Here is a 15,478-nt window from a genome sequence, read left to right on the forward strand (position 1 = left end):
CCACACGCAAAGGATTTTTACCGTGAGCAACGCAAACACCCAGGCCCTCTCCGACGCCGGCGTCTCGATCTGGCTCGATGACCTCTCCCGCGAACGCCTGACCTCCGGTTCGCTGGAAGCCCTGATCAAGGAAAAGAACGTCGTCGGGGTCACCACCAACCCCTCGATCTTCCACGCCGCCCTCCAGGACGGCGAGTCCTACGCGGCCCAGGTCGCCGAGCTGGCGGCAGCCGGCATGGACGCCGAGGAGGCCGTCTTCAAGATCACCAGCGACGACGTCGCCGCGGCCTGCGACCTGTTCGCGCCGATCGCCGCCGCCACCAACGGCGTCGACGGACGCGTCTCCATCGAGGTCGACCCGCGCCTGGCCCGCAAGACCGCCGAGACCATTGCCGAGGCCAAGGTCCTGCACGAGATGGTCGGCCGCGAGAACGTGCTGGTCAAGATCCCGGCAACCGTCGAGGGCCTGGAGGCCATCGCGCAGACGCTGGCCGCCGGCATCTCCGTGAACGTCACGCTGATCTTCTCCCTGGAGCGCTACCGCGCGGTCATCAACGCCTTCCTCACCGGGTTGGAGGCAGCCAAGGCCAACGGCCACGACCTGTCCAAGCTGCACTCGGTCGCCTCCTTCTTCGTCTCCCGCGTGGACACCGAGATCGATGCGCGCCTGAACGCCATCGGCACCGACGAGGCACTGGCGCTGCGCGGCAAGGCAGGGGTGGCCAACGCCCGCCTGGCCTACCAGGTCTACGAGGAGACCTTCACCTCCGAGCGCTGGAACGTGCTGGCCGCCGCCGGGGCCAACGCCCAGCGCCCGCTGTGGGCCTCCACCGGCGTGAAGGACCCGGCCCTGCCGGACACCCTCTACGTCACCGAGCTGTGCGCGCCGAACACCGTTAACACCATGCCGGAGAAGACCCTCGAGGCCACCGCCGACCACGCGGAAATCACCGGCGACGCCGTCTCCGGGACCTACGAGCAGGCCAACGCCGTGCTCGACGCCCTGGCCGCCCTGGGCGTGAGCTACAACGACGTCGTGGCCAAGCTCGAGGTCGAGGGCCTGGAAAAGTTCGAGGCCGCCTGGAACGAGCTGCTGACCGACCTCGACGCCTCGCTCAAGAACGCGAACGTGAAATGAGCTCCCTCGGGTTCATAGCCACGGGGGCCGCGCAGGCGGCCATCGAGGCGCATGTGCCGTCCCTGGTGGCCGAAAAGGTCGCCAGCCGCATCGCGGCCAAGGACACTACGGTGTGGGTCGAATCGGCCCGCGCCGAGGCCGCCGTCCGCCTGGGCTGGGTCGACGCGCCGGAGGTCTCCCGCGCCCTGGTGCCGGGCATCCTGGCGCTGCGCGACGAGCTGCGCGCCGAGGGAGTGAACCGCATCGTGCTCGCGGGCATGGGCGGTTCCTCGCTGGCGCCGGAGGTCATCTGCGCGACCAACGACGTGGAACTGGTCACCTGCGACTCCACCGACCCGGAAATGGTGGCCGGCATCCTGGCCGACCGCCTGGCCACCACCGCCCTGGTGGTTGCCTCCAAGTCCGGCTCCACGGTGGAAACCGACTCGCAGCGCCGGGTCTTCGAGCAGGCGTTCAACGACGCCGGCCTCGACGCCGCCTCGCGCATCATCGTGGTCACCGACCCGGGCTCGCCGATGGACGAGGCAAGCCGGGCGGCCGGCTACCGCGCGGTGTTCAATGCGGACCCGTCCGTGGGCGGGCGCTACTCGGCGCTGACCGCCTTCGGGCTGGTTCCCGCCGGCCTCGCGGGCGTTGACATCGAGGCGTTCCTGGACGAGGCGGCGGCCGCCGCCGAGTTCCTGGCCGAGGACGACGAGGACAACATCGCCCTGGCCCTGGGCGCCGCGATGGCGGGCACCTCCCCGCTGCGCGACAAGCTCATCTTCGCCGACGAGGGCTCGGGACTTGCCGGTTTCGCCGACTGGGCCGAACAGCTCATTGCCGAATCCACCGGCAAGGAGCAGACCGGCGTGCTGCCGGTCGTCGTGGAGGACCGGGCACCGGAAACCGTCTCCGGCGCCGCCGATTTCCTGCAGGTGCGCCTGGTCGCCGACACGGGCATGCTCACCGACGACGACATCGATGCTGAAGCCGCCTCGGTCGCCATCTCCGGCGCCCTGGGCGCACAGATGCTGCTCTGGGAGTACGCAACCGCGATCGCCGGGCGCTTGCTGGAAATCGACCCGTTCGACCAGCCGGACGTGGAGGCCGCGAAGGTCGCCGCCCGTTCACTGCTCGACGGCACCCCGGAACCCGTTCCGGCGGCGTTCACCGAGGGCGCCATCGAGGTCCGCGGCTCCGCGGGGCTGTTGGAGGGCTGCGATTCGCTCGCCGGCGCGCTGGCGGCCTTGGTGGCCGCGTTGCCGGCCAACGGCTACCTCGGCATCCAGGCCTACCTGGACCGCCGGGCCGACACCGAGCTGGAGGCCATCCGTCCGGTGCTTGCCGCCGCGGCCGACCGCCCGGTGACCTTCGGCTGGGGACCGCGCTTCCTGCACTCCACCGGACAGATCCACAAGGGCGGGCCGCGCACGGGCGGCTACCTGCAGCTCACCGCCGAATCCTCGATGGACCTGTCCATCCCGGGCCGGGCATTCACTTTCGGGGAGCTGATTGCCGCGCAGGCAAGCGGCGACGCGCAGGTGCTGGCCGACCTGGGCCGCCCGGTGCTGCGCCTGCACCTGACGGACAAGGAAGCCGGCATCCGGCAATTGGACAAGCTGGTCCGGGAGATGGCCCAGGCCTGATCCCCCGCCCCGGCTTTTCGCCGCGCACCGGGTGCCTCCAGCACCCGGTGCGCGTCCCCCGGCACCCCCTCCCAACACCTGAAGGTTCCCCTCCTGATGCCCGAAACCTCCCGGCGCCCCGCGCGCAACCACCCCAATCCGCTGCGTGATCGGCGGGACCGCCGCCTTGACCGCATCGCCGGCCCCTCCGCCCTGGTGTTCTTCGGCATCACCGGCGACCTGGCCCGCAAGAAGCTCATGCCCGCCGTCTACGACCTGGCCAACCGCGGCCTGCTGCCGCCGAACTTCGCCGTCGTCGGCTTCGGCCGCCGCTCCTGGAGCGCCGGGGAATTCGCCGCCGAGGCCAAGGCCTGGGTGCAGGCCCACGCGCGCACCCCGTTCAACGAGACCGTGTGGGAGCAGCTGGCCAGCGGCTTCAGGTTCATTTCCGGCGGGTTCGACGACGACGACGCCTTCGTGAACCTGCGTGAGACCCTCGATGACCTGGCGCAAAGCCGCAGCACCGGCAAGAACCACGCCTTCTACCTCTCGATCCCGCCGAACTCCTTCGAGACCGTCTGCGAGCAGCTCTCCAGGCACGGGCTGGCCAACGACGACTCCGCCGACGCCGGCTGGTCGCGGGTGGTCATCGAAAAGCCCTTCGGCCACGACCTGGCCTCCGCGCGCGAGCTGAACGAGATCGTCGAGTCGGTCTTCCCGCCCGACGCGGTCTTCCGCATCGACCACTACCTGGGCAAGGAGACGGTGCAGAACCTGCTCGCCATGCGCTTCGCCAACCAGCTCTTCGAGCCGCTGTGGAACGCCAACCACGTGGACCACGTGCAGATCACCATGGCCGAGGACATCGGCATCGGCGGGCGCGCGGGCTACTACGACGGGGTGGGCGCCGCCCGCGACGTCATCCAAAACCACCTGCTGCAGCTGCTGGCGCTGACCGCCATGGAGGAACCCATCTCCTTCGACGCCGACCACCTGCGCAGCGAAAAGGAAAAGATCCTCGCCGCCGTGCGGCTCCCGGAGGACCTGGCCGCGGCAAGCGCGCGCGGGCAGTACACCTCCGGCTGGCAGGGCGGGGAGGAGGTCACCGGATTCCTGGACGAGGAGGGCTTCAACCCCGCCTCCAAGACCGAGACCTACGCGGCGATCAAGCTGGAGATCAACACCCGCCGCTGGGCGGGCGTGCCGTTCTACCTGCGCGCCGGCAAGCGCCTGGGCCGTCGCGTCACGGAGATCGCGGTGGCCTTCAAGCGCGCCCCGAACCTGCTCTTCACCGACCACAAGGACGACGAGTTCGGGCAGAACGCCATCGTCATCCGGGTCCAGCCCGACGAGGGCGTAACCATCCGCTTCGGCTCCAAGGTCCCGGGGACCTCGATGGAGGTGCGCGACGTGACCATGGACTTCGGCTACGGGCACGCGTTCACCGAGTCCTCCCCCGAGGCCTACGAGCGGCTGATCCTCGACGTGCTCCTCGGCGAGCCGCCGCTGTTCCCGAGGCACGAGGAGGTCGAGCAGTCCTGGCGCATCCTTGACCCGTTCGAGGAACATTGGGCGGCGCTGCCCGAGCAGCCCGAACCCTACGCCCCCGGCTCGTGGGGCCCGGCCTCGGCCGACGAATTGATGGCCCGCGACGGAAGGACATGGCGCCGCCCATGATTGTGCAGATGCAGGACACCACGACCTCGAAGATCTCCAAGGAACTGGTCACCATGCGCCGGGCCGGCGGCTCCTCCGCGCTCTCCCGCGTGCTCACGCTGCTGGTGATCACCAGCGCCGGGTTCGAGGAGGACGCCATCGCCGCGGCCTCGCTGGCCAGCCGCGAACACCCCTGCCGCATCGTGGTGGTGGTCCAGGGCGCCAGCACCGGGACCACCCGGCTGGACGCGCAGATCCGCCTCGGCGGGGACGCCGGCGCCGCGGAGGTCATCGTGCTGCACACCTTCGGGCCCGACGCGCACGTGGACGAATCCCTGGTCTCCGGGCTGCTGCTGCCCGACGCCCCGATCGTGGCCTGGTGGCCGCACGGGGTGCCGGCCGACGCCTCGGCCAGCCCGCTGGGGAGGATCGCGCACCGCCGCATCACCGACTCCGGCGCCGAGGAGGACCCGCGCGCCGCGCTGTTCTCCCTGGCCAAGTCCTACCGGGCCGGGGACACCGACCTGGCCTGGACCCGGCTGACGCTCTGGCGCGCCCAGCTGGCCTCGGTCTTCGACCAGCTGGACCCGGCCGAGGTCACCTCCGCCACCGTCACCGGTGCCGTGGACTCCCCCTCCACCGTGCTGCTCGCCGCCTGGCTGCGGCTGTGCCTGGGGATCCCGGTCACCCTGGCCTCCTCCCCCGAGGGCACCGGCGTCCGCTCGGTGCGCTTCACGCGCGATTCCGGGGACGTCGAGCTGTCCCGTCCCCCCGGGGACGTGGCCGAGCTGTACCAGCCGGGCCAGAAGGCCCAGCTGATTTCCCTGCCGCAGCGCTCGCTCTCCGACTGCCTGGCCGAGGAAATGCGCCGCCTCGACCCGGACGAGGTGTTCGGCGAGGTCGTGCGCGAGGGCCTGAAACGCACCAACCTGAGGAGCATCCGTGCCAGCGAACGCTAGGCGACACGTCGTCATCCACCCCGACCTTCCCGCCACCGCGGCGGCCGTTGCCGCAAGGCTGCTCACCGCGGTGCTGGACGCCCAGGCCGCGCGCGGCGAGGCGAGCATCGTGCTCACCGGCGGAACCCTGGGCATCGCCTCCCTCGCGCAGGTCGCGGCCTCGCCCGCGCTGGGCGCGGTGGACTGGTCCCGGGTGAACATCTACTGGGGAGATGAGCGCTTCGTCGACTCCGCGTCCCCGGAGCGCAACGCGGTGCAGGCCGAGGTGCTGCTGGGCGCGCTCGATGGCCACGGGCTTGACCGCGGCCGCGTCCACCCGATGGGCTCCACCGACGACTTCGCCACCCCGGAGCTCGCCGCCGAGGCCTACGCGCGGCTGCTCGCGGAGGAGGCGGGCAACGAGGGCACGGCGGGACCCGTCCCGGTCTTCGACGTGCTGATGCTGGGCATGGGCCCGGATTCCCACGTGGCATCGCTCTTCCCGGACCACGAGGGCGCCACCCGCACCGGGGCAACGGTCATCGGCGTGCGGGATTCGCCCAAGCCGCCTCCGCTGCGCGTCTCGCTGACCTTTGAGACCATCAACACCGCCCGTGCCGTGTGGCTGGTGGTGGCCGGCGCCGACAAGGCCCCGGCGGCCGGCGTCGCCCTCGGCGAGGCCCCCGCGGCGCGCGAACGCGTCCCGGCCTCCGGGGTTGCCGGCACGCAGGGCACCTGGTGGCTCATGGACGCCGCCGCAGCGGCCCTTCTCTAGCACCGGAGCGCACACGCAAAAGCGCGACCCGCCGCATCCCGAAGGGATGGGGCGGGCCGCGCTTTTTTGCCTTGGCGCCTGGTTGCCGAAGGCTAGGACTCGACGCTGAAGCGCATGACCAGGCCCAGCCCGATGATGACGACGGCCCAGGTGATGCCCAGGACGATGGTCACGCGGTTGAGGTTGCGCTCGGCGACGCCGGAGGAACCCAGCGAGGTGGTCATGCCACCGCCGAACATGTCTGACATGCCGCCGCCGCGGCCCTTGTGCAGCAGGATCAACAGCGTGAGCAGCAGGCTCGTGATGAGCAGCAAGATCTGCAATACCAACTTGATGACGTCCATAATTGCCCTTCAATCAGCTCGGTGGCGATTAGTCGGTCACCAGGTGGTGCTCGAACCTAACAATGTTAGCAAATTCCGCCGCGTCCAGGGACGCCCCGCCGACCAACACGCCGTCGACGTCGCGTTCGGCCAGGATCTGCGCCACGTTCGACGCCTTGACCGAACCGCCGTAGAGCACCCGGACCCGGGCGGCCGTCTCGGCGCCGAAGAGCTGCGCCAGCTCGGCGCGGATGGCGGCACAGAGTTCCTGCGCGTCCTTCGGACCCGCCACCTCCCCGGTGCCGATCGCCCACACCGGCTCGTAGGCCACGACCAGGGTCTGCGCCTGTTCGGCGGTGATGCCCTCGAGGGAACCGCGCAGCTGCTCGAGCGTGTGCTCCACGTGCGTGCCGGCCTGGCGGATCTCCAGGCCCTCGCCCACGCAGAGCACCGGGTCGAGCCCGTGGCGGTATGCGGCGGCGACCTTGGTGGCCAGCAGCGCGTCGGTCTCCCCGTGCAGGGCACGGCGCTCGCTGTGGCCGACCAGCACGTAGCCGCAGCCCAGCCGGGCAAGGAACTGCCCGGAGATCTCCCCGGTGTACGCGCCCGAGTCGTGGGCGGAGAGGTCCTGGGCGCCGTAGCGCACCGGGAGGTCGTCGCCCATGGTCAGCGTCTGCACGCCGCGCAGGTCGGTGAACGGCGGGAAGACCGCCACCTCGACCCGCTCGAAGTCGTGCTCGGCGTCGGCCAGCGTCCAGGCCAGCTTCTGCAGCAGCGTGATGCCCTGGACGTGGTCCATGTTCATCTTCCAGTTGCCGGCAATCAGCGGCTTCCGGTCGAATTTCCCGTTGGTCGATGTGGTCACTTACGCGCCTCCAAGGCAGTCAGGCCTGGCAGTTCCTTGCCCTCGAGGTACTCGAGGGAGGCACCGCCGCCGGTGGAAATGTGTCCGAAATCGTCGTCGTGGAAGCCCAGCGTGCGCACCGCCGCGGCGGAGTCGCCGCCGCCGACGACGCTGAATGCCTCCGAGTCGGCCAGCGCGCCGGCCACGGCACGGGTGCCGTTCGCGAACGCCGGGATCTCGAAGACGCCCATCGGGCCGTTCCAGAACACCGTGTTGGCGCTGCGGATGTAGCTGGCGAACTTTTCCCCGGAGTCCGGGCCGATGTCCAGGCCCAGGCCGGTGGCGCCGAAGGCCCCGCCGGTGATGTTGTCCGCCGCCAGCACCTCATGCTCGGCGTCGGCCCCGAACTTGGAGGCCACGACCACGTCGGTGGGCAGCACGATGTCGCAGCCCAGTTCCCTGGCGCGCTTGAGGTAGCCGCGGCAGGTCTCCAGCTGGTCTTCTTCCAGCAGCGAGCCGCCGACCTCATGGCCCTGGGCCTTGAGGAAGGTGAAGGCCATGCCGCCGCCGATCAGCAGGTGGTCGGCGCGTCCGAGCAGGTTGTCGATCACGGCGAGCTTGTCCGAGACCTTGGACCCGCCCAGCACGACCACGTAGGGGCGCTTGGGTGCCTCGGTGAGGGTCTTGAGGACCTTCACCTCGGTGGCCACCAGGTCGCCCTGGTAGGCCGGAAGCAGCGCCGCCACGTCGAAGACCGAGGCGTGCTTGCGGTGCACGGCTCCGAAGGCGTCGTTGACGTAGGCGCCATTCGCGCCGGTCAGCGCCGCAAGCTCGGCGGCGAATTCGGCACGTGCCGCGCCGTCCTTGGAGGTTTCCCGCGCGTCGAAGCGCACGTTTTCCAGGACCAGCACGGAGCCGTCGGTCAATTCCCCGGCCAGCTGGCGGGCCGAGGGGCCCACGACGTCGGTTGCCGTACGCACATTGAGCCCGGAGAGCTCGGCGAGGCGGTTCGCCGCGGGGGCGATGGAGTATTGGGGGTCGGGTTCGCCCTTGGGGCGACCCAGGTGGGCCATGACTATGACGCGTGCGCCGGCCTCGGCCAGCTTCTGCACCACGGGTATGGAGGCGCGAACACGCCCATCGTCGGTGACGGTGAGGCCATCGAGCGGCACGTTCAGGTCGCTGCGGACCAGAACGTGCCGCCCAAGGACACCATCGGCGATCAATTCGTCGAGAGTGTGGGAAGTCATTTGACTAGGTTATCGGAAGAGTCCGGGACTAGCCGAGCCGCGCGCCGACATAAACCGTGAGGTCAACCAGTCGCGTGGAGTATGCCCACTCGTTGTCGTACCAGGCGACGACCTTTGCGGTGGTGCCGATGACGGAGGTGAGGCCGGCATCGAAGACCGCGGAGTGCGGATCGTGGACGATGTCGGTGGACACCAGCGGATCCTCGGAGTACTTCAGGAAGCCCTTGAGCGGGCCTTCCTCGGATGCCTTCTTGAACGCGGCGTTGATCTCCTCGACGGAGGCCTCGCGGGCCAGGTTCACGGTCAGGTCGGTGGCCGACCCGGTGGGGACCGGGACGCGCATGGCGTAGCCGTTGAGCTTGCCCTTGAGCTCCGGGAGCACCAGGCCGATGGCCTTGGCCGCACCGGTGGAGGTCGGGATCATGTTCAGGGCGGCAGCACGGGCGCGGCGCGGGTCCTTCTTGTGCGGGGAGTCCTGCAGGTGCTGGTCCGCGGTGTACGCGTGGATGGTGGTCATCAGGCCGTCGACGATGCCGAACTGGTCGTTGAGCACCTTGGCCACCGGGCCCAGGCAGTTGGTGGTGCAGGAGGCGTTAGAGATGATGTGGTGCTTGTCGGCCTCGTACTTCTCGTGGTTGACACCCATGACGATGGTGATGTCTTCCTTGGAAGCGGGGGCGGAAATGATGACCTTCTTGGCGCCTGCCTGCAGGTGCTTCTCGGCGTCCGCGGCCTTGGTGAACAGGCCCGTGGACTCGATGACGACGTCAACCCCGAGTTCGCCCCAGCCCAGGTGTGCGGGGTTCTTCTCCGAGAGCACCTTGATGCGCTTGTCGCCGATGACGATGAAGGCACCGTCAACGCTTACGTCCTCGGCCAGGCGGCCCATGATCGAGTCGTACTTGACCAACATGGCCAGGTCGTTGATGGACCCGAGGTCGTTTACTGCGACAACTTCGATGTCTGCGCCGTTCGCGAGGGAGGCTCGCAGGAAGTTGCGACCGATGCGTCCGAAACCGTTAATGCCAACACGGGTAGTCACGTGTATTTCTCCTTGACAGAGTGGTGTTGCCACTGCCGCGAAAAGAGGGCCCCGGTGTTGGGACACAGGAAACGGAGTGGCTTGGAAAAATTGGACACTCCGTTGTGTCGTCAGCGGGATGCTGACCGGGTTGTTGCGTGTCTTGCGGAATTCACCGCAAGACACGCAAAACACGATGTTTACATCTTACGCCATGAAGGCGAAAAATGTGAGGAGGCTTACGTCTCCGGCGGTGGCGTGTTACTTGCCGGGGACCACGAGCTTCGGGGCACCGGCACGCGCCGCCTCGAAGCGGGCCGAGACATCCGCCCAGTTCACGATGTTCCAGAACGCCTTCACGTAGTCGGCCTTCACATTCACGTAATCCAGGTAGAACGCGTGCTCCCACATGTCCAGCATCAACAACGGCGTCGTCGCCACCGGCACATTGCCCTGCTGGTCATACAGCTGCTCAATGACCAACTGGGATCCCAGGCCCTCAAAGCCCAGCAACGCCCAACCCGAACCCTGCAGGCTCATCGCCGCCGCCGTGAAGTGCGCCCGGAACGCGTCAAACGAGCCAAAGGCATCGTCGATCGCCGCGGCCAACTCGCCCTCGGGCTTGTCCCCGCCCTCCGGGGACAGGTTGTTCCAGAAAATCGAGTGGTTCGTGTGACCGCCCAGGTGGAACGCCAGGTCCTTGGACAACTTCGGCACATTCCCGAACTCGCCCTTCTCGCGGGCCTCGGCCAGCTGCTCCAGCGCCGCATTCGCCCCCGCGACATACGCCGCATGGTGCTTCGAGTGGTGCAGCTCCATGATCCGCGCCGAAATGCTCGGCTCCAGGGCCGCGTAATCGTACTGCAGCTCGGGCAAGGTATAAATAGCCAAAATGACTCCTCATTCTCTTCGGCACCCCGCGGGAAGCGGGTGCGCTGTTCTTCGTTACTGCATCTCCGCGCAGCTGGCGGAAAACTCGTGTATCAGTGCTCGAGCATATCCAAGGGAACGCTCGCCTCGGTGCCGGGTATTCCCAACTCGGAGGCCCTTTTGTCGGCCATGGCCAAAAGCCGGCGGATGCGCCCGGCAATCGCGTCCTTGGTCATGGGCGGCTCGGCCATGCGGCCGAGCTCATCCAGGGACGCCTGCTTGTGCGCCACGCGCAGGGCGCCGGCGTACTTGAGATGCTCTGGCACTTCCTCGCCCAGGATCTCCAGGGCGCGGTCGACCCGGGCCCCGGCGGCAACGGCGGCCTGGGCCGAACGGCGCAGGTTTGCATCGTCGAAGTTGGCCAGGCGGTTGGCCGTGGCACGCACTTCCTTGCGCATCCGGCGCTCTTCCCAGACCATCAGCGCGTCGTGGGCACCCATGCGGGTGAGCAGCTGCGCGATGGCCTCGCCGTCGCGGATCACCACCCGGTCCACGCCGCGGACCTCGCGCGCCTTGGCCACCAGGCCCAGGCGCCGTGCGGCGCCGACAAGTGCCAGCGCCGACTCGGGTCCGGGGCAGGTGATTTCCAGTGCGGAGGAGCGTCCCGGCTCGGTCAGGGAGCCGTGGGAGAGGAAGGCGCCGCGCCACACGGCCTCGGCATCGGCGGTGGAGCCGTTGACGATGACCGAGGGAAGCCCGCGCACCGGCCGTCCGCGCCCGTCGAGCAGGCCGGTCTGGCGCGCCAGGGCCTCGCCGTCGCGCACCACCCGGACCACATAGCGGTTGCCGCGGCGCAGGCCGCCGCCGGAAACCACGATGATCTCCGAGGTGTGGCCGTAGACCTCCGCAATGGCGGCACGCAGCCGCCGGGCGGTGGAGGCGAGGTCGACCTCGGCCTCGATGACGATACGTCCGGAAATGATGTGCAGTCCACCGCAAAAGCGCAGCATGGTGGATACCTCTGCCTTGCGCTCGGATGACCGCCGGATTTCAAGCCGGGACAGTTCGTCCTTGACGGAAGCCGTCAGTGCCATGGATTGTTTCCTAACTGCTGGGCTCGTCTGTGCTGAACGTGGTGAACACGTCGTGGTATGCGGCGGCAAGTCTCAAGGGGTCGTGGACTGCGCGTCCGGCACCAACCCCTACTTTACCGAAAAAGGTGCGGGCTCCTAGCCGGGCGGCCGCCTGGGTGAACGACTCGTGGTCCGAAATGGTCGCCGGATCGGCCAGCACGGCGTCCAGCCGCAGCTGGGGCGCGTACCGGGAGATGACCTCCAGGTGGGCCGCCGCGTCCATGCCGCCGGTCTCGGCGGTGGTGGTGGACAGGTTCATGGTCAGCAGCCGGCGGGCGGGCGTGTGCTGCAGCGCCTCGCGCATTTCCGGCAGCAAAAGGTGCGGCAGCACCGAGGTGTACCAGGACCCGGGGCCCAGCACCACCCAGTCGGCCAGCTCGATGGCGTCAAGTGCCTCGGTGCAGGCGGCGGCGCCGTCGGGCTCCAGGCGCACGTTGGAGACCAGGGCGGATTCTCCGGCCTCGGCCAGTTTCGCCTGCCCCGAGATGCGCCGCCTGACCAGCCCGGAGCCGGCGTCCTCCTGCAATACGTCCCCGGTGATGGTCAGCGGGGTGATGCTCATGGGCAGCACCTGGCCGCGGGCCCCGAGCAGCGCCCCTGCCCAGCGCAGCCCGGCCACCGGGTCCTTGAGCAGTTCCCAGAGTGCCACGATCAGCAGGTTGCCCACGGCGTGCTTGTCCAGCGAGGCAGTCGTTCCGGGCTTGGAGGTGAAGCGGTGCTGCATGACGTCGCGCCAGGTCCTCCCCCAGTCGGTGTCGTCGCACAATGCGGCAAGGGCCATGCGCAGGTCCCCGGGCGGCAGCACGTCAAGCTCCTCGCGCAGGCGCCCGGAGGAGCCCCCGTCGTCTGCAACCGTGACAATGGCGGTCAGGTCCGTGGTGAGCCGGCGCAGCGCCGAGAGGGAGGCGGAGAGCCCGTGGCCGCCGCCGAGGGCGACGACGCGCACCGACTGGTTGTCCTCGGCGGAACGGGCGGGGGGCTGGATCGGGATGGGGCCGGTGAAAAACGCCACGGCGGACTACTCGCGCCCCAGGTCCCGGTGGGTGATGTTCACGCGCACGCTGGGCAGCTGGGCCAGCCGGCGCCCGATCTCCTCGGCCGTGGCCACGGAGCGGTGCTTGCCGCCGGTGCAGCCCACCGCGATGGTGGCGTAGTGCTTGTTTTCCCGGCGGTAGCCCTCGAAGACCGGCTCCAGGGCGCCGATGTAGCGCTCGATGAATTCGGCCGCGCCCTTGGCCCCGAGCACGTAGTCGGAGACCTGCTTTTCCTTGCCGGTGTGCGGGCGCAGTTCCGGGACCCAGTGCGGGTTGGGGATGAAGCGCACGTCGGCGACGTAGTTGGCGTCGGTGGGCAGCCCGTACTTGAAGCCGAAGCTCATCACGTTCAGCCGCAGCACGATGGGTCCCGACTCGGAGAAGAGTTCGGTGATGGAGCGGGCCAGGTCGTGCACCGACATCTCGGTGGTGTCCAGGACGATTTCCGCCGCTTCCTTCAGCTCGCGCAGCACCTCGCGCTCGCGGTTGATCCCGTCGACGATCCGCTCGTCCTCCTGCAGCGGGTGCGGGCGCCTGCCCTGCTCGAAGCGGCGCACCAACAGGTCGTCGTCGGCGTCAAGGAAGAGCACGCGGTAGGCGATGCCGGCGCTGGTGAGCGCGTTCAGGTTCTCGCGCAGCTGCGGGAAGAGCGACTTGGAGCGCACGTCCATCACCACGGCAAGCTTCGGGATGGAGCCCCCGGAGTGGGCGACGATCTCGGTGAGCATGCCCAGCAGCGTCGGGGGCAGGTTCTCCACGACGTACCAGCCGTGGTCTTCCAGCGCGTGGGCGGCGGTGGTGCGGCCGGCACCCGACATGCCGGTTATCACCAGGAGTTCGGACTCGGGGGGTTTCACGGGGGCAAGCTCGGAGGTCATGACCCCTAGCCTAGTCGCCTCTTGGGCCGGAACCGGCTAGTCAAGCACCTCTCCGGTCGTCATGTTCACTGCCGGCGCACCGGTGCCGGCGGCCGCCAGCGCGTCGAACACCGTGGCTGCAAGCACCGGACCGATGCCCGGGACGGCAGTGAGTTCCTCCACGGAGGCGGCGCGCATCTTCTTCATCGACCCGAAGTGCTTGCGCAGCGCCTCGCGCTTGGCCGGGCCCAGGCCGTCGATGGTGTCAAGCAGCGAGGTGGTCATCGAGGCCGAGCGCTTCTTGCGGTGGAAGGTGATGGCGAAGCGGTGCGCCTCGTCGCGGATCCGCTGGACCATGTACAGCGCGTGCGAGGCCCGCGGCAGGATCACCGGGAACTCGTCCTCCGGCAGCCAGAGCTCCTCCAGCCGCTTGGCCAGGCCGACGACGTAGATGTCGTCGATGCCCAGGTCGGCCAGCGCGCGGGAGGCGGCGGCGACCTGTGGCGGGCCGCCGTCGACGATGACCAGCGAGGGAGGGTAGGCGAACTTGCGCGCCGGCATGCGCGCGGAGGCGTCGGCGATGTCGATTTCGCCGCTGACCACGGGTACGGTGTCGGCCATCTCCGCCAGGTAGTTCCTAAAGCGGCGCGAGATCACGTCGTACATCGAGGCGGTGTCGTCGCGCGCCGCGTCCCCGGTGATCGCGAACTTGCGGTAGTCGCTCTTTTTCGGCAGCCCGTCCTCGAACACCACCATGGAGGCGACGACATTGGTGCCCTGGGTGTGCGAGGCGTCGTAGCATTCGATGCGCAGCAGCGGGGTGGGCAGCCCGAGCGCGTCCTGGAGTTCCTGCAGCGAGGCCGAGCGCGTGGTCAGGTCCCCGGCACGCCGGGACTTGTGCAGGCGCAGCGACTGCTCGGCGTTTTCCCGCACGGTTTCGGCCAGCGTCGCTTTGTCCCCGCGCTGGGGCACGCGCAGCGAGACGGCCGAGCCGCGGCGTTCGTGGAGCCACGCGGCGACCTGCCCGGCGTTCTCCGGCAGCACCGGGACCAGCACCTCGCGCGGAATCCGGTCGTCGCCCGCCGCCTCGCCGTAGACCTGGGTGAGCAGGTGCTCGATGAATTCCGCGGGCGTGGAGTCCTCGACCTTTTCCACGACCCAGCCGCGCTGGCCGCGGATGCGCCCGTTGCGCACGTGGAAGACCTGCACGGCCGCCTCGAGCTCGTCCTCGTGCACGGCGAAGATGTCGGCCTCGGTGTTTTCGGCCAGCACCACGGCGTTGCGTTCGAAGACCCTGCGCAGCGCGGCGATGTCGTCGCGGTGGCGGGCTGCCTGCTCGTACTCGAGCCTGGAGACGGCATCGGCCATCTTGGCTTCGATCTCCTTGATGAAGCGGGTGCCCTCCCCGCCCATGAACTGGCAGAGGTCCGCGGCGAGCTGCTTGTGGTCCTCGGGGCTGATCCTGCCCACGCAGGGGGCGGCGCACTTGTCGATGTAGCCCAGCAGGCAGGGCCGTCCGGAGGATTCGGCGCGTCTGAACACCCCGGCCGAGCAGCTGCGCACCGGGAAGACGCGCAGCAGCGTGTCAAGGGTCTCGCGGATGGCCTTGGCCGGGTAGAACGGGCCGAAGTACTTGGTGTCCTTGCGCTTGTCCCCGCGCATCACCTGGGCGCGCGGGTACTTCTCCCCCATGGTCACCGCGAGGTACGGGTAGGACTTGTCGTCGCGGAAGACGATGTTGAAGCGCGGGTTGAATTCCTTGATCCAGGTGTATTCCAGCTGGAGGGCCTCGAGCTCGGAGCCCACGACCGTCCACTCCACACTCGTGGCGGTGTGCACCATGGCGTGGGTCTTGGGGGTCAGCCCGGCGGGGTTGGCGAAGTAGGAGTTCAGCCGGGAGCGCAGCACCTTGGCCTTGCCGACGTAGATGACCCGTCCCACCTCGTCGCGGAAGCGGTACACCCCGGGGTTGGTCGGGATGTCCCCCGTCGCGGGGCGGTAGCTGCTTGGGTCTGCCACGGGTTCGCCTTGG

General features: G+C 69.0%; 14 protein-coding genes. 5 read left to right on the forward strand and 9 right to left on the reverse strand.

The window, feature by feature from the left end; all coding sequences use genetic code 11:
- The first annotated feature begins 22 nt into the window (after positions 1–22).
- The 5 genes from tal (at position 23) to pgl (ending at position 6,114) form a co-directional block, all read left to right on the forward strand.
- A complete protein-coding gene (gene tal / locus AC6CHY_RS07110) occupies positions 23–1,138 on the forward strand; it encodes a transaldolase (RefSeq protein WP_498226274.1) in 1,116 nt (371 codons plus the stop codon).
- Complete coding sequence (locus AC6CHY_RS07115; protein WP_217387753.1) at positions 1,135–2,766, forward strand: phosphoglucose isomerase-related protein; 1,632 nt, start codon at positions 1,135–1,137, stop codon at positions 2,764–2,766. The genes tal and AC6CHY_RS07115 overlap by 4 nt, the downstream gene beginning before the upstream one ends.
- 96 nt (positions 2,767–2,862) lie before the next feature.
- Complete coding sequence (zwf, locus tag AC6CHY_RS07120; RefSeq protein WP_217387752.1) at positions 2,863–4,422, forward strand: glucose-6-phosphate dehydrogenase; 1,560 nt, start codon at positions 2,863–2,865, stop codon at positions 4,420–4,422.
- Complete coding sequence (locus AC6CHY_RS07125) at positions 4,419–5,360, forward strand: glucose-6-phosphate dehydrogenase assembly protein OpcA (protein WP_498226276.1); 942 nt, start codon at positions 4,419–4,421, stop codon at positions 5,358–5,360. Before zwf ends, AC6CHY_RS07125 begins: the two co-directional genes overlap by 4 nt.
- A complete protein-coding gene (gene pgl / locus AC6CHY_RS07130; RefSeq protein WP_498226277.1) occupies positions 5,344–6,114 on the forward strand; it encodes a 6-phosphogluconolactonase in 771 nt (256 codons plus the stop codon). The genes AC6CHY_RS07125 and pgl overlap by 17 nt, the downstream gene beginning before the upstream one ends.
- 92 nt (positions 6,115–6,206) lie before the next feature.
- Here pgl and secG read toward each other — a convergent pair whose 3' ends face one another.
- The 9 genes from secG to uvrC form a co-directional block, all read right to left on the reverse strand.
- On the reverse strand, positions 6,207–6,458 hold the full coding sequence (secG, locus tag AC6CHY_RS07135; protein WP_217387749.1) for a preprotein translocase subunit SecG: 252 nt from the start codon (positions 6,456–6,458) through the stop codon (positions 6,207–6,209).
- A gap of 28 nt (positions 6,459–6,486) precedes the next feature.
- The gene (gene tpiA / locus AC6CHY_RS07140) at positions 6,487–7,302 is read right to left on the reverse strand and encodes a triose-phosphate isomerase (protein ID WP_498226278.1); all 816 of its coding nucleotides are present in this window, start codon (positions 7,300–7,302) and stop codon (positions 6,487–6,489) included.
- Entirely contained in the window at positions 7,299–8,531 is a 1,233-nt protein-coding gene (locus AC6CHY_RS07145) for a phosphoglycerate kinase (protein WP_498226279.1), read from the reverse strand. Before AC6CHY_RS07145 ends, tpiA begins: the two co-directional genes overlap by 4 nt.
- Before the next feature lie 28 nt (positions 8,532–8,559).
- Positions 8,560–9,573 (reverse strand): type I glyceraldehyde-3-phosphate dehydrogenase, encoded by a 1,014-nt coding sequence (gene gap / locus AC6CHY_RS07150; RefSeq protein ID WP_498226280.1) that lies wholly within the window; start codon positions 9,571–9,573, stop codon positions 8,560–8,562.
- 240 nt (positions 9,574–9,813) lie between these two features.
- Entirely contained in the window at positions 9,814–10,443 is a 630-nt protein-coding gene (locus AC6CHY_RS07155) for a superoxide dismutase (RefSeq protein WP_217387745.1), read from the reverse strand.
- Positions 10,444–10,535: 92 nt separating this feature from the next.
- On the reverse strand, positions 10,536–11,516 hold the full coding sequence (gene whiA / locus AC6CHY_RS07160; protein WP_217387744.1) for a DNA-binding protein WhiA: 981 nt from the start codon (positions 11,514–11,516) through the stop codon (positions 10,536–10,538).
- Positions 11,517–11,526: 10 nt separating this feature from the next.
- Positions 11,527–12,567 (reverse strand): gluconeogenesis factor YvcK family protein, encoded by a 1,041-nt coding sequence (locus AC6CHY_RS07165; protein WP_498226282.1) that lies wholly within the window; start codon positions 12,565–12,567, stop codon positions 11,527–11,529.
- 6 nt (positions 12,568–12,573) lie between these two features.
- A complete protein-coding gene (gene rapZ / locus AC6CHY_RS07170) occupies positions 12,574–13,467 on the reverse strand; it encodes an RNase adapter RapZ (protein ID WP_498226284.1) in 894 nt (297 codons plus the stop codon).
- A 36-nt stretch (positions 13,468–13,503) separates the two neighbouring features.
- Entirely contained in the window at positions 13,504–15,465 is a 1,962-nt protein-coding gene (gene uvrC / locus AC6CHY_RS07175) for an excinuclease ABC subunit UvrC (RefSeq protein WP_498226285.1), read from the reverse strand.
- Positions 15,466–15,478 lie beyond the last annotated feature (13 nt).

Source organism: Paeniglutamicibacter sp. GQ140, from assembly GCF_059759235.1.

Coding starts and splice junctions, on each gene's coding strand:
- AC6CHY_RS07115 (WP_217387753.1), top strand. CDS start 1,135: ATGAGCTCCCTCGGGTTCATAGCCACGGGGGCCGCGCAGGCGGCCATC.
- zwf (WP_217387752.1), top strand. CDS start 2,863: ATGCCCGAAACCTCCCGGCGCCCCGCGCGCAACCACCCCAATCCGCTG.
- AC6CHY_RS07125 (WP_498226276.1), top strand. CDS start 4,419: ATGATTGTGCAGATGCAGGACACCACGACCTCGAAGATCTCCAAGGAA.
- secG (WP_217387749.1), bottom strand. CDS start 6,458: ATGGACGTCATCAAGTTGGTATTGCAGATCTTGCTGCTCATCACGAGC.
- AC6CHY_RS07145 (WP_498226279.1), bottom strand. CDS start 8,531: ATGACTTCCCACACTCTCGACGAATTGATCGCCGATGGTGTCCTTGGG.
- whiA (WP_217387744.1), bottom strand. CDS start 11,516: ATGGCACTGACGGCTTCCGTCAAGGACGAACTGTCCCGGCTTGAAATC.
- rapZ (WP_498226284.1), bottom strand. CDS start 13,467: ATGACCTCCGAGCTTGCCCCCGTGAAACCCCCCGAGTCCGAACTCCTG.